This window comes from Streptomyces sp. NPDC020597, assembly GCF_044335095.1.
Taxonomy (GTDB): Bacteria; Actinomycetota; Actinomycetes; order Streptomycetales; family Streptomycetaceae; genus Streptomyces.
This window is the reverse complement of the sequence record NZ_JBIRUL010000045.1, coordinates 1-13,975: the sequence shown is the minus strand read 5'-3', so window position 1 is coordinate 13,975 and position 13,975 is coordinate 1. Positions and strand designations below refer to the sequence as shown.

The 13,975-nt window shown below is 73.3% G+C and carries 9 protein-coding genes and 2 pseudogenes; 8 read left to right on the top strand and 3 right to left on the bottom strand.

The window, feature by feature from the left end; genetic code table 11:
• Positions 1-112 precede the first annotated feature (112 nt).
• Both ACH4ZA_RS37940 and ACH4ZA_RS37935 read left to right on the top strand, forming a co-directional pair.
• Positions 113-924 (top strand): annotated as a pseudogene (locus ACH4ZA_RS37940) (IS5 family transposase).
• A 136-nt stretch (positions 925-1,060) separates the two neighbouring features.
• Positions 1,061-1,510: an SMI1/KNR4 family protein gene (locus ACH4ZA_RS37935; protein WP_055637785.1), complete on the top strand. Its 450-nt coding sequence runs from the start codon at positions 1,061-1,063 to the stop codon at positions 1,508-1,510.
• A gap of 210 nt (positions 1,511-1,720) precedes the next feature.
• Here the strand turns inward: ACH4ZA_RS37935 and ACH4ZA_RS37930 are convergent, their stop codons facing one another.
• Complete coding sequence (locus ACH4ZA_RS37930; protein ID WP_398433602.1) at positions 1,721-2,335, bottom strand: TetR/AcrR family transcriptional regulator; 615 nt, start codon at positions 2,333-2,335, stop codon at positions 1,721-1,723.
• A gap of 107 nt (positions 2,336-2,442) precedes the next feature.
• On the opposite strand from ACH4ZA_RS37930, the gene ACH4ZA_RS37925 reads away from it, so the two are divergent.
• Complete coding sequence (locus tag ACH4ZA_RS37925; RefSeq protein WP_398433601.1) at positions 2,443-4,158, top strand: hypothetical protein; 1,716 nt, start codon at positions 2,443-2,445, stop codon at positions 4,156-4,158.
• On the opposite strand, the gene ACH4ZA_RS37920 is transcribed toward ACH4ZA_RS37925, so the two are convergent.
• Positions 4,100-5,137 (bottom strand): hypothetical protein, encoded by a 1,038-nt coding sequence (locus tag ACH4ZA_RS37920; RefSeq protein ID WP_319281995.1) that lies wholly within the window; start codon positions 5,135-5,137, stop codon positions 4,100-4,102. The two genes, ACH4ZA_RS37925 and ACH4ZA_RS37920, sit on opposite strands and share 59 nt — an antisense overlap.
• A 551-nt stretch (positions 5,138-5,688) precedes the next feature.
• On the bottom strand, positions 5,689-8,097 hold the full coding sequence (locus tag ACH4ZA_RS37915; protein WP_398433600.1) for an AAA family ATPase: 2,409 nt from the start codon (positions 8,095-8,097) through the stop codon (positions 5,689-5,691).
• A gap of 373 nt (positions 8,098-8,470) precedes the next feature.
• Between ACH4ZA_RS37915 and ACH4ZA_RS37910 the strand changes: the two genes are divergently transcribed.
• The 5 genes and pseudogenes from ACH4ZA_RS37910 to ACH4ZA_RS37890 all read left to right on the top strand — a co-directional run.
• Positions 8,471-9,889, top strand: a complete 1,419-nt coding sequence (locus ACH4ZA_RS37910; RefSeq protein ID WP_398433599.1) for an MFS transporter — start codon at positions 8,471-8,473, stop codon at positions 9,887-9,889.
• A gap of 77 nt (positions 9,890-9,966) precedes the next feature.
• A complete protein-coding gene (locus ACH4ZA_RS37905) occupies positions 9,967-11,580 on the top strand; it encodes an acyl-CoA carboxylase subunit beta (RefSeq protein WP_319282565.1) in 1,614 nt (537 codons plus the stop codon).
• Positions 11,577-11,837, top strand: coding sequence for an acyl-CoA carboxylase epsilon subunit (locus ACH4ZA_RS37900; RefSeq protein ID WP_319282568.1), 261 nt, complete (start codon positions 11,577-11,579; stop codon positions 11,835-11,837). The genes ACH4ZA_RS37905 and ACH4ZA_RS37900 overlap by 4 nt, the downstream gene beginning before the upstream one ends.
• Positions 11,838-11,919: 82 nt before the next feature.
• On the top strand, positions 11,920-13,833 hold the full coding sequence (locus ACH4ZA_RS37895) for a 2-oxoacid:acceptor oxidoreductase subunit alpha (protein ID WP_319282571.1): 1,914 nt from the start codon (positions 11,920-11,922) through the stop codon (positions 13,831-13,833).
• Positions 13,826-13,975: pseudogene (locus ACH4ZA_RS37890) on the top strand (2-oxoacid:ferredoxin oxidoreductase subunit beta); the annotation flags it as partial. The gene ACH4ZA_RS37895 and the pseudogene ACH4ZA_RS37890, both read left to right, overlap by 8 nt.

Below are 13,975 nucleotides of genomic sequence, written 5' to 3'. Positions count from 1 at the left end.
CCGGCAGCGACGCTAGGCAGCGGGGCTAAAGGTGTCTTATAGCGGCTAACACAATGAGGTGGCTCGGTCCTGATGGCCGTGTCCAGGGCGGTAGTTGAGCGTTCGGCTCGGTGTGGGGAAGTCGCCGTGGATCGTGTCGGATGAGCTGTGGGACCGCCTGGAGCCGCTCTTGCCGCGGCGCGAGCGACGCTTTCGGCACCCGGGACGCAAGCCGCTGCCGGACCGGCAGGTGCTGTGCGGGATCCTGTACGTGCTGCACACCGGGATCCAGTGGGAGTACCTGCCGCAAGACCTTGGGTTCGGCTCGGGCATGACGTGCTGGCGCCGCTTACGGGACTGGAACCAGGCCGGCGTCTGGCAGCGGTTGCACGAGGTCCTGCTGGCCGAACTGAATGCGGCCTCGCGGCTGGACTGGTCCCGCTGCGTGGTCGACTCCTCCCATGTCAGGGCGCTAAAAGGGGGAGCCAGACGGGCGCCTCGCCGGTCGACCGGGGCCGAGCCGGCTCCAAACATCACTTGATCACTGACGGGCACGGCACCCCGCTGGCGGTGCTGCTGACCGGCGGCAACCGCAACGACGTCACCCAACTGCTGCCCCTACTCGACGCGATCCCGCCGGTCCGCGGCCGGGTCGGCCGTCCCCGCCGCAAGCCAGACTCGCTGTTCGCCGACCGCGGCTACGACCACGACATCTACCGCGACCAGGTTCGCGCCCGTGGCATCGTGCCCGCGATCGCCCGCCGCGGCACCCGACACGGCACCGGGCTGGGCACCTACCGCTGGGTCGTGGAGAGGAGTTTTGCCTGGTTGCACGGCTTCCGACGCCTGCGGATCCGGTGGGAACGGCGGGCCGACATCCACGAAGCGTTCCTGAAGCTCGCCTGCTGCCTCATCACTCACCGGCAACTCACGGCATTGCGCTGACGTTGGGGTACAAGGCCGCTGGTCACCTCATGGATGTCCGTGACTCATGCCATGATCCGGCCTCATGAGTGACCGTTCGCTTTCACCCGCCTGGCTGGCCTCGTGGACAGAGAGGGTCTCCGGGACTCTCGCGGCAATGACGGACGGGTTCGAGCATCGGCACGGCTTTCCTCCTGGTACCAACGAGGTCCGGCCGGCCGGTCGCGACGATCAAACGGCGGCTCGCACGCTCGCTCAAGCGGGCCTTATCCCGGCTGACCTGGTCACTTTCTACGACTGCATTGGTGACTTGACCTGGTCGGACATCGGCAACGGATACTTCCTCGACGCGGCAAGTGACGTCCTTCTGCGACTCGAGGAGCACGGGCCTGTCGTCGCCGCCGCGGACCGGATGGTGGTCATCGGCTCGAACGGCGGTGGCCTCTCCTACGTCGCGGGCTCTGATGGGTCGGTTCATCGGATGCGGACGGCATCACTGGACGAACCCGAGCTCGACAAGGTAGCCGACGACCTGCGGCAGTTTCTGGAGCTGCTGGAGGGATCCCTGACGCGGTTCATTGCCGACGGTGACCCGGGATCTCTGTAGGTCAGCCCGCGGGGCTCATTCTGTTAGCCGCTGTTAAACCGCTCGCCCGCGAACCGCACCCGCCCCCGCCCGCCCCGCCCGCACCCGCCCCGCCCCCGTCCCGCCCGCACCCGCCCCGCCCCCGCACCCGCCCCGCCCCCGTCCCGCCCGCCCCCGCCCCTGGCCCCGTCCGCTCCCCGGCACCCGTGTGGGGGGCCGCCGGGGGGCGGCTCAGCGCTCCAGCGAGGGCGCCATCAACTCCAGCGTGCGGTCGAGGAGTTCGACGATGTCCGGCTCGCCGTCGCGTTCCACCCAGTAGCGCAGCGTCTCGGTGACCGCCCCGCCGACGGCCGCCGCCAGCACCCGCATCTCGTAGCCGTCCGGATCCGCGCCGGACGGCCCGGCCAGCACACGGGCCAGCTCCCGCAGCCCCTCCTGCGTGCGCTGGGCGTGCAGCGCGCGCAGCTCGGGCGTGTCGTTGATCATCCGCAGCCGGGCCACCAGCGTGCCGCGGTCCCGCTCCAGGGCGCCGCCGCGCTGGATCCCGCGCAGCATCGCCCGCAGCCCCTCCACCACCGAAACGCCCGCCGGCAGCCCCGACGCGAAGTGCAGCGGCTGCTCCCGCCCGCCGGCCGCCGGCTCCCGCTCATGGACCCCGGAAAGGATCACCTCCTCCTTGGACGGGTAGTAGCGGTAGAACGTCGTCGTCGAGATCTCCGCCGCCGCCGCGATCTGCTCGACCGTCGTCTCCCGGTACCCGCGCTCCTCGAACAGGCGCAGCGTCTCCCGCTGGATCGCCTGCTTGACCTTGAGTTTCTTGATCTCCCGGAGTCCCACGCCGGTCATGATGCCATCCGCCCGCGCGCCTGCAAGCGCCGCGAAAGGCGTGCGCAAGGCCCTCCTGCGACCGTGACCCGACCGTCATTGGCTCTGCGAGAAGAGGGCGCCGCCCCATGAAAGTGGACAACGTCTACCTGGCCGGCATCGGCACGTGCATCCCCGAGCGGGTCACGATCGACGAGGCCGTCGAGCGAGGGTGGTACGACGCTGCCCTGCGCGAGTCCGCCGGCATGATCTCGGTGGCCGTCGCCGGCGACACGCCCGCACCCGACATGGCCGTCAGCGCGGCGCGCGACGCGCTCAAACACTCCCGGCACGACGCGGACGACATCGACGCGCTCATCCACACGCCCGTCTTCCACCAGGGCCCCGACATCTGGTCGGCCCCCCACTACATCCTCCACCACACCGTCGACCGGCCCGTCCCCGCGCTCGAACTGCGCCACGGCTGCCTGGGCATGGTGACCTCGCTGCGCTTCGCCGCCAACCTGCTGACCGCCGACCCGCGCTCCACCGCCGTCCTGGTCACCGCGGGCGACAACTTCTCCACGCCGAACGTGGACCGCTGGTCCGTCAGCGACAACTACGTGCTGGGCGACGGCGGTTCGGCCGTCGTGGTCTCCAAGCGGCCCGGCTTCGCCCGGCTGCTGTCGGTGGGCTCGGTGTCCATCCCGGAAGCGGAGCTCCTGCACCGCGGCGGCGACCCGCTCTTCCCGCCGAGCGTCACCCTCGGCAAGCCCCTCGACCTCGACGCCCGCGTCGCCCACCTGCGCGAGCAGTGGGCCAAGGGCGTCGTCCCGCCCCTCTTCGCCGAGCCGGCCCCACACCGCCGTGCAGCGCATCGGCAGCTGCGGGTCCGCGTAGCCGCGAAAGTGCACGCGCAGGGCGGCGAGAGTGCTGTGCGCCGGCTTCAGGGCGAACGCCCGCCAGGCGGTCAGCAGCGCCGTCTGGCGGACCGCCTCCAGCAGCAGGGCGTGCGCGGACACGCCACCGGGCGGCAGCGCCACGTCCACGGCCAGCTGTCCCGGGCCCGGCGTGGCCGGGCGGTGCAGCAGGACGTCGCCGGCGTGAGGGCGTCCCACGTCGGCCGGGGCGACGCGGCCGACGGACGCGCCCCGCCCGTCGCCGGCGGCGTCCGCCGCCGCGGCCAGCGCCGCCACGGAGCGCTCCCGGTGCGCGCGGTGCACCGTCGGCGCCAGGAACACCACGCTCGCACTCCCGCTGCCGCACGGCACGTCGTCGATGCGCGGGGCGATGGCGAACTCCAGGACCCGGGGCACGCCGTCGACCACCTTGTCGGGGCGCACCCGCAGATGCAGGTCCAACGGGGCCGGCGCGGACCGCACCCGCCAGGGCGCGACGTCGTCGGCGCGCAGGTCGAAGCGGTAGAACACGCCGACGCGGGCCGCGGGCACGCCGAAGTGCGTGTGACCGATGAACTCGCCCGCCTCGCGGACCATCTCGGCCGCCGAGCGCAGATCGTGGTGGCGGCCGGCCCGCTCGCCGAACGGCCCGAGCCCGTCGGCCAGCTCGCCGGCCAGGACGAACTCCTCCTCGACGTCCGGCGCCGCCGCGACGGGATGCAGCCAGGACCGCGGGAGGTGGACGAGATGACGGACGGCGGCCGCCGACCGCTGCCGCCCTGTGCCGGGCGCGCGCTCCATACGTTCCCCCTTCTGCACGGACCGTGCTCGCACACGATGCGTCGAGGGTGCACGGTTTCGGCCACGCCCGGCCAGCCCTGCCCGCTGACAGCTTGCTGCGCGGCACCTACTCCGCCGGCAGGCCGGGCCCGCCCTCGTCGAGCAGCCCCGCCAGCGCCACGTTGACGCCCGCCTGGAACCGGCTGGAGGACTCCACCTGCTCCATGATCTCCGAGATGTACCGGCGGCAGGTGCGCACCGACATGCCCAGACGGCGGGCGACCAGCTCGTCCTTGTGGCCCTGCGCCATCAGCTTGATGATCGACCGCTTCAGGTCGTCGGCGACGGGGGTCTGCGCCGTGGCGCCCGGCGTGAACGCGGTGCCGGTGGCCCACAGATGCTCGTACACCTTGCACAGGAACGCCACCAGCGTCGGCTCGCGCACGACGACGGCGCCCGGCGGACGGTCCTCGACGTGCTCGGGCAGGAACACCGCCTCACGGTCGTAGATGATGATGCGGTCGATCAGCTCGTCCGTGGTGCGCACCTCGGCGCCCGCCGCGGCCACCGCGCGGATGTACGACGTGGTGGTCAGGTCGCTGCGCACGGTGTGCTGGTAGAGATGGCGCACCCGCACGCCGCGCGCCAGCCGGGCCAGGGTCAGCGGGCGCGCGTTCTCCAGGTACCGGGGCGGGCGCGGGCCGCCGGGCTGCGCGGTGAGGATCTCGGTGCGGCAGCGCGCCCCCCAGTCGTCGAGCATGGCCTGCAGCACCCGGATGTCGCTGATCACGTCGAACGCCTCGGCCTGGTTGCGGCGCCGGCGGCTCTCGAAGTAGGCGGGCTGCAGCGAGCGCATCCGGGTGCGCACGTCGGTGACCGCCTGCTGCAGCTCATGGATCTGCGCCTCGGTGGGCCCCACCAGATCGGCCGCGGCGGCCTCGGGACTGACCGGCATGAGGGTCTCGGGCTCGCCCGGCATCGGATGCAGCAGGCTGAACTCGGTCAGGGTCTGCTCGACCCGCACGGCCACCTCGAGCGACGTGCCCAGCGTGCGGGCGATCTCCTCGCGGTCGAACCGCCCGAGGGTGACCGCCTTCTGGTAAGCGGTCGCGCATATGCCGTCGAGTTCGTTGGAGTTCGGCCCGGAAAGAGAACCTTCGTGCATTACGTTGTCGCACCCCCGTACGCAAAGAGAAAAGCTGTCATGCAACTTTACGTCATCGAGAATCGCTTGGAAGCGGCTGGAGCGACAGGGCAGTCTTCTGCGTGAAGAAGCCAAGCGTAAATAGGGGGCAACGATGAACAAGGGCATGTTCGCCAAAACGGCAGCGGCCGTGTGCGCGTCGTTTGTGATTTTGGGAAGTCTTGGTTCAGGTTTGGCGGAGGCGTCAACTCCGGATGTGTCGGTCCGCCTCGCACCTCTCATCGTGGTGCTGAAGGGGGGCACCTCGATGTGCGGAGGACGACCAGTGGGGCTCCGCCTGCCCGTGACCGGCGCGGTCCGGTGCGCGACACCCCGCACGGCATGGCTTTAGCCAGTCACTAGGAGCGGGGGAGACGGTGGAGTCCGAGGCCGGCTCCCGGAAACCCCCTCCCGCGCGAGCCGCTCATGCCGCCCCGCCGCACGGCGCCTGTGCCGTGCGACGGGGCGCCGCCGTGTCGGGCGCCGGCCCGCGGGGGCGTCGGAATCCGGCCGCCCCGCCCGGCCCGGGCCGCCTACCCCGCGCCCGGCCCGCTCCCGCTGCGGCCGACCGCATGAGCGACTTCTGCCCGAGAATTTACTCCGAGTTTCTTGAATATGCGACTCATGTGCGTTTCGACGGTTTTCGTGCTGATGCCGAGGCGGGCGGCAATGCGCTGGTTCGTGTATCCGGCGGAGACCAGATGAGCGATTTCCGTCTCCCGGACGCTCGCCGCTGCGAGCGGAGACTTTTCGGCCCGCCCGGGGGAGGGGCCTTTCCTTTCCCCGGCGATTTCGTTCGCGAAGGAAAGCAGCCATGAATTCCCGTGGCCGGCCGAGACGGCGGCCGCGAGTTCGCCCAGGAATTGCGCGGATTCCTCGTCCCCGCATTCCCTGCGGGCGTGCGCGAGACCGGCGGCCAGCGGGGCGATGGCGTGCCCGTGACCGAGGAAAAGAGCCGCCCGCAGAGCCCGCTCGAATCGAACGGCGGCCCGGCCGGGCATGCCCAGACACAGCTGCGTCTCACCCAGCCACCGGCAGGCCTCCAGGCGGTCGGCCCACCGCGCGGCCTGAGCAGCGCCGCCCGTCGCCCCCCCGGCGGGCCCCCCGCCCGGGTCCGTCCCCGCCGCGCCGGCGTCCAGCGCCCGCTCCACGCGATCGGCCGCCTCCCGCGCCGCGGCGCTCGCACCGCCCAGCGCGTGCGCGGCGCCGAGCAGCGCGGCCACCGCGAGCCCCGGCCCCGCCCCGGCGTCCCCGGACGCCGCCCGCACCGCCCGGTCCAGGGCCCCCGCCTCGGCGGGCACGCCGAGCCGAGCCCCCTCCACGGCCAGCGCCAGCCGTTCTGCCCGCCCCGCCCACCCCTCGGCGCCCTCCCGCGCGTCCAGCAGCGCCTGCGCCTGCGCGTACCCGCCGAGCCCGCGCAGCCCGCGCACCCGCCACCGCACGGCGTCCGCGACGGCCTCGTCCGCCCCGCCCGCCAGCCGCTCCCACGTCGCGGCGTACAGCCGCTCGGCCGCCCCGAACCGCCCGGCCAGCACCAGCGCCTGGGCCCGCAGCAGCGCCGCCGCCACCGGATCGCCCAGCACCGCGCCGGCCCGGGCCAGAGCCCGCGCGGCCCGGTCCGGCTGACGCCACAGCGTCTCCCGCGCCACCTCGGCCAGCACCGCCGCGTCCTGCGCCGTCAGGACGTCGGCGTCGACGAGATGCGCCGCCAGCGCGAGCGTCTCCCCGGCCGCGCGCAGCGCCGCGACCGCCCGCAGGCGTGCCGCGTGCCGCCAGCCCGCCCCCGACGCATGGTGGATCCGGGCCCTGACGGCCGGCCGCACGAAGCGAAACCGCCGCCCGTCCGCGTCCGGCGCCACCAGTGCCTCGGCGTGCAGCGCGTCCAGACCGCACAGCACGTCCGCCTCGGGAAGCCGGGCCGTCGCGGCGACCACCGACGGCAGGAACGCATCTCCCACCACGGCCGCGGCGCACGCGGTGCGCCAGCCCAGCGACGACAGGCAGTGCAGATCGAGCCCCCGCGCCGCACCGGCCGACGGCGGTACGCCGGTGGCCACCTCGAGCGCCCCGTACACGCCGCCGCCCGCCCCGCAGGACGCCCCGCCCGCGCCCGCGTCCGCCTGCGCACCGGCGCCCACGCCGGAGCCGTCGAGCAGTCCCGGCAGGCCGCCCGCGTCCCGCAGCGCCACCGCCGCCGCCACCGGGTCCGCCCCCGCGGGCAGCAGCGCCCGCATCCGCTCGTCGGGCAGCGGCGCCAGACGCAGATGGTGCAGGTTCGGGGCCTCGTAGGACAGGGCCGTCAGATGCCGGTCCGCGGGCCCCGCACGGTGCGCGAAGACGGTCAGCACCGCCGCGTCCGGCGGACAGCGCACCAGATACTCGAGGAAGTCCGCGGTGAGCGCGCAGGCCCGGTGCGCGTCGTCCAGGACCAGCAACAGGCCCCTGCCCGACGCCAGCCGGGCGACGGCGGCGCGCAGCGCCCGCACCAGCCCGTAGTCGTCGGCCACCCCCTCGGCCACCCTCTCGGCCACCCCCTCGGGTGGCTCGTCGAGCGGCCCGTCGGCGGTCCCCGGCCCGTGCAGAGCGGGGAAGACCGCGGCCAGCCGCCCGGCGGCGTCCGCGCCGAGCTCCTCGAACAGCGAGCCGTCCGCCCGGGCCAGGACGTCGTCCAGCGCGTCCACGACCACCTCCAGCGGACGCCTCCCGCCGCCGCGCGGAATCCGGCCCGCCGCGACCGTCCAGCCCTCCCGCCGGGCCGAGCGCATCAGCCGGCGCAGCAGATGGGACTTGCCCGCCCCCGGCTCACCGCTCACCCGCACGACCTGAGCACTCTCCCCGGCAAGGGCCAACCACCCACGCAGCAGGCCGAGTTCGGCGTCCCGCAGGAACACCGCACCCCCCGGCCGGACGGCTGCTGCCCACCCCGGCGCCGCTTCCGGCACGACGACCTCCCCTGCGAATATCCGCCAGGAAAGAGTGACCCACCGCCAGGAGCCGGCCAAGTCGCGGCCGCTGTCCACACCTTGCCTGGCAGAAAGTCCGCCCCGGCCGCGGAGCCCCGCCGAAATGTCAGGGAGAACCCTGAACGACCCCGCGACACGCACAGCGAAGTTCACCCGAATGCTTTGACATGTGAAGGGAGAACAGACACGAACAGATGCGGGCATGCTTTCCCCCGAACCTTTCCCGCTCTCCCGTGCGCCCGCGATCCCCGAGTTCCTCTCCGGGGAAACCCCGACTGGCGCACCCGCCGCCCCCCGCACACCCTCGGTCGCGTTCTTGCGTGCCCGATTCCTTATCCCGCGGAGAGTGAAAGTGCCCACCCCCAGCAGCGTCCGGCTGCGATTCGGCTACGCCAGCGGGGCCCTGGTGACTGGCGCGTTCACGACGCTCCCAGGACTCCTGCTGCTCCCCTACCTCACCGACACCCTCGGCGTCGGCGCCGCCCTCGCCGGCCTCGTCGTCCTGGTCCCCAAAGCGTGGGCGGTGCTGCTCACCCCGCTCGCCGGACGCGCCGGCGACCGCACCCACGCGGCGCGGGGCAGCAGACGACGCCACATCCTGACCGGCGGCCTCGGCGCCGCGGCCGGATTCGCCGCGATGCTCGCAGGCGTCGCCGACGGCCCCGCGGGCGTGGCCTGGACGGGCCTCGGATTCCTCCTCACCGCGACGGCCTTCGCCTACTTCCAGGCCGCCTACGCCGCGCTCCCCGCCGACCTCGCGGACAGCGCGCGCGAGCGGACCCGGCTCGTCGGCGGCCGGGTCGCCGGCATCGCCGTGGCCGCCCTGACCGTCGGCTCGGCCGGCCCCGCGATCGTCGACGCGGGCGGCGGCAGCCTGGGCGGACACCGCCTGGCCGGCCTGTTCGGCGCCGCCGTCATGGCCGCCGGAGCCCTCGCCGTCGCCTTCGGCGCCGCCCGCACACCCCCCACGACCCCACCCGCCCCGCACACCGCCGAACCCCCCTCCCCGCCGACCGCCGCCCCCACCGCCCCGCCCCGCACGGCACACCGCGCACCCGCCCCACGCCGGCTCGCCCTGCTGCGCGAACTCCCCGCCTTCGCCGCCCTGCTGCACACCACGGCCCTGCAGACGGCCGCCACCGGCTGCCTCCTGGCCGCAGGACCGTACTTCGCCGCGCACATCCTGCACGACCCCGGCCTGACCCCCGTCCTCGTCGCCGCGTTCGTCGCGCCCAACCTGCTCGTCGTCCCCCTGTGGACCCGGTTCGCCGCCCGCCGCGGACACCGCACCGCACTGCGAGCCGCCGGCGCCCTCTTCGCCGGCGGCTGCCTGCTGCTGACCGCCGCACCCGCCCTGCCCGCCCCGTACGTCCCCGCCGTGCTCCTCCTCGTCGGCGCCGGCCACGCCGGCCAGCTCCTCTTCCTCTACGCCATGCTGGCCGAGACCGCCGCCCACGACAGCGCCCGCACCGGCCGCAACCGCGTCGGCGCACTGTCCGGCCTGTTCAGCTCGGCCGAGGCCCTCGGCATCGCCGCCGGACCCTTCCTCGTCGCCCTCGTCGCGCTCCAGCCGTTCGGCTACACCCCCTCCACCACCGGGCAGGCGGCCCCGCAGAGCGCCACCGCCCAGGCAGGCGTCCTGGCCGCGATGACCCTGCTCCCCGCCGCGCTCACCGCCGCCGCCCTGCTCCTCCTGCACGCCCGGCGCCCCCGCACACCCGCCCCGGCCGCCGCGCACACGGCCGGCGAGCTCGCACAACCCCGGCTTTAGGCGACGGATCGACGCTCGGTGCCGCGCCACCCGCACACGCCGGCGCACCCGTGTCGAAGAGGGGCCTCCCATTGAGCATGACCGACGAAAGGCCGGTGAGGGGTGCGCAGGCGCCCCCGAACCCCGCGACGACCCGCCCCACCTCGCTGCGCGAGCGCACCGCCGAACTGGTCGCCCTGCGCGAGCAGGCGGCCCGCGGACCCAGCGAGCAGGCCACCCGGGCACAGCACGCCAAAGGCAAACTGACCGCCCCCGAGCGCCTGCGGCTCCTCTTCGACGAGGGAACGTTCGTCGAGATCGAAGGACTGCGCCGGCACCGGGCCACCGGGTTCGGCCTGGAGTTCAGGAAACCGCACAGCGACGGCGTGGTGATCGGCTGGGGCCGGGTCCACGGCCGCACCGTCTTCGCCTACGCCCACGACTTCCGCATCTTCGGCGGCGCCCTCGGCGAGGCCCACGCGGCGAAGATCCACAAGGTGATGGACCTCGCCGAGGCCGCCGGCGCCCCCGTCGTCGGCCTGTGCGACGGCGCCGGCGCCCGCATCCAGGAAGGCGTCACCGCCCTCGCCGGATACGGCGGCATCTTCACCCGCAACGTCCGCAACTCCGGCGTCATCCCCCAGATCTCCGTGGTCCTCGGCCCCTGCGCCGGAGGCGCCGCCTACTCGCCCGCCCTCACCGACTTCGTGTTCATGGTCCGCGGCACCTCGCAGATGTTCATCACCGGACCCGACGTGGTGCAGGCCGTCACCGGCGAACACGTCACCCAGGAACGGCTCGGCGGCGCGGACAGCCACGCAGCCGTCTCCGGCGTCGCCGGCTTCGCCTACGACACCGAGGAGAGCTGCCTCGAGGACGTCCGCTACCTGCTGTCCTACCTGCCGTCGAACAACCGCGAACTGCCCCCGCAGGCCGACGCCGACGACCCCGCCGACCGCCGCTGCGAACGCCTCCTCGACCTCGTCCCCGCCCAGCCCAACCAGTCCTACGACATGCGCGAGGTGATCGCCGAAGTCGTCGACCACGGCGAGTACTTCGAAGTCCACGCCGGCTGGGCGCCGAACGTGGTCTGCGCGTTCTCCCGCCTCGACGGCCAGGTCGTCGGCATCGTCGCCAACCAGCCCGCCGCCCTCGCCGGCGTCCTCGACATCCACGCCTCCGAGAAGGCCGCACGCTTCGTCCAGTTCTGCGACGCCTTCAGCGTGCCGCTGGTCACCCTCGTCGACGTGCCCGGCTTCCTGCCCGGCGTCGACCAGGAACACGGCGGAGTCATCCGCCACGGCGCCAAACTCCTCTACGCCTACTGCAACGCCACCGTGCCGCGCATCTCCCTCGTCCTGCGCAAGGCCTACGGCGGCGCGTACATCGTGATGGACTCCCGCTCGATCGGCGCCGACATCGCGCTGGCCTGGCCCTCCAACGAGATCGCCGTGATGGGCGCCGAAGGCGCCGCCAACGTCATCTTCCGCCGGGAGATCGCCGCCGCCGACGACCCCGACGCACTGCGCGCACAGAAGATCAAAGACTACGAGACCGAGCTCATGCACCCCTACTACGCGGCCGAACGCGGCCTCGTCGACGACGTGATCGACCCCGCCGACACCCGGTCCACACTCATCACCGCCCTGTCCATGCTGCGCTCCAAACACGTGCCGCTGCCGGGACGCAAGCACGGGAACCTGCCCCTGTGAACGCCGGGAGGAACGAGAGCGAGCCCGCCACCGCCCAGGCGCTCACCCAGGCCTGCGTACGGATCCTGCGCGGCAACCCCACCCTGGAGGAGGTCGCGGCGCTCGCCGCCGCCCTCGCCGCCCGGGCACACACCGCCGGCGCCGCGAGCGCGGGCCAGGAGCCGCACCCCGACGCGGGCCCCGCCGACCGCACCCCCCGCACCCGCTGGCGCCACCCGGCCGACCGCTTCAGGGCCCCCGGAGCATGGGCCTCCTGACCGCGCCCGGCCCGAGGCGCGCCGCCCAGGCCGGCGCCTCCCGCACCCCACCGGCGACCACGACACGTAGGGGAAGACGACCATGTCCACTGGCGACGAAGCACCCGCCGCGCACACCGCGACCCGGCACAAGGACGTGCGGCGTCTGCACCGGGTCGTCATCCGCTTCGCCGGCGACTCCGGTGACGGCATGCAGCTCACCGGCGACCGCTTCACCTCGCAGACGGCCTCGTTCGGCAACGACCTGTCCACCCTGCCGAACTTCCCGGCCGAGATCCGCGCCCCCGCCGGCACCCTCCCGGGCGTCTCCTCCTTCCAGCTGCACTTCGCCGACCACGACATCCTCACCCCCGGCGACGCACCGGACGTCCTCGTCGCGATGAACCCGGCCGCACTCAAGGCGAACATCGCCGACGTCCCGCACGGCGCCGAAGTCATCCTCGACACCGACGAGTTCACCCCCCGGGCGATCACGAAAGCCGGCTACGGGACGTCCCCCCTCGAGGACGGCTCACTGGACGGCTACCGCACCCATCCGGTGCCGCTCACCACCCTCACGGTCCAGGCCCTCACCGCGTTCGACCTCTCCCGCAAGGAGGCCGAACGCAGCAAGAACATGTTCGCGCTGGGCCTGCTGTCATGGATGTACCACCGGCCCACCGAGGGCACGAAGACGTTCCTGAGAGCCAAGTTCGCGAAGAATCCCGAGATCATGCGCGCCAACCTCGCGGCGTTCGACGCGGGCTGGAACTTCGGCGAGACCACGGAGGACTTCGCCGTCTCCTACGAGGTCGCCCCCGCCACGACCGCCTTCCCGGCCGGCGCCTACCGCAACATCTCCGGCAACCTCGCCCTGTCCTACGGCCTGATCGCCGCCTCCCGGCAGGCCGACCTGCCCCTGTACCTGGGCTCGTACCCGATCACGCCCGCCTCGGACATCCTGCACGAGCTGTCGAAGCACAAGAACTTCGGCGTGCGCACCTTCCAGGCCGAGGACGAGATCGCCGGGATCGGCGCGGCGCTGGGCGCCGCCTTCGGCGGGTCGCTCGCCGTCACCACGACGTCCGGTCCGGGCGTGGCGCTCAAGTCGGAGACCATCGGCCTCGCCGTCTCCCTCGAACTGCCCCTGCTCGTCGTCGACATCCAGCGCGGCGGCCCCTCCACCGGCCTGCCCACCAGGACCGAACAGGCCGACCTCCTCCAGGCGATGTACGGACGCAACGGCGAGGCCCCCGTCCCGATCGTGGCCCCCCGCACCCCCGCCGACTGCTTCGACGCCGCACTGGACGCCGCCCGCATCGCCCTCACCTACCGCACCCCCGTCCTCCTCCTCTCGGACGGCTACCTCGCCAACGGCTCCGAGCCCTGGCGCATCCCGCACCCCGACGAACTCGCCGACCTGCGCACCCCGTTCGCCCAGGCCGCCAACCACACCCTGGCCGACGGCACCGAGGTCTTCTGGCCCTACAAGCGCGACCCGCACACCCTGGCCCGCCCCTGGGCGATCCCCGGCACCCCCGGCCTGGAGCACCGCATCGGCGGCATCGAGAAACAGGACGGCACCGGCAACATCTCCTACGACCCGGCCAACCACGACTTCATGGTCCGCACCCGCCAGGCCAAGATCGACGGCATCGCCGTCCCCGACCTCGACGTCGACGACCCCACCGCCGGCACCGACACGAAAGCCGGCGCCCTCGTCCTGGGCTGGGGCTCCACATACGGGCCGATCACCGCGGCCGTCCGGCAGCTGCGCGCCGCCGGCACACCGATCGCGCAGGCCCACCTGCGCCACCTCAACCCCTTCCCGCGCAACCTCGGCGAGGTCCTCGCACGCTACGACAAGGTCGTCGTCCCCGAGATGAACCTCGGCCAGCTCGCCGCCCTGCTCCGCGCGAAGTACCTGGTCGACGCCCACTCCCACAACCAGGTCAACGGCATGCCGTTCACAGCGCAGCAGCTCGCCACCGCCCTCAAGGAGACCATCGATGGCTGACACGACGACGGCGGAAGGAACCCGGGACACCCCGCGCACACTCCTCCCGCTCGTGCCCAGGGCCGAGGCCCGGCAGTCCATGAAGGACTTCAAGTCGGACCAGGAGGTGCGCTGGTGCCCGGGCTGCGGCGACTACGCGATC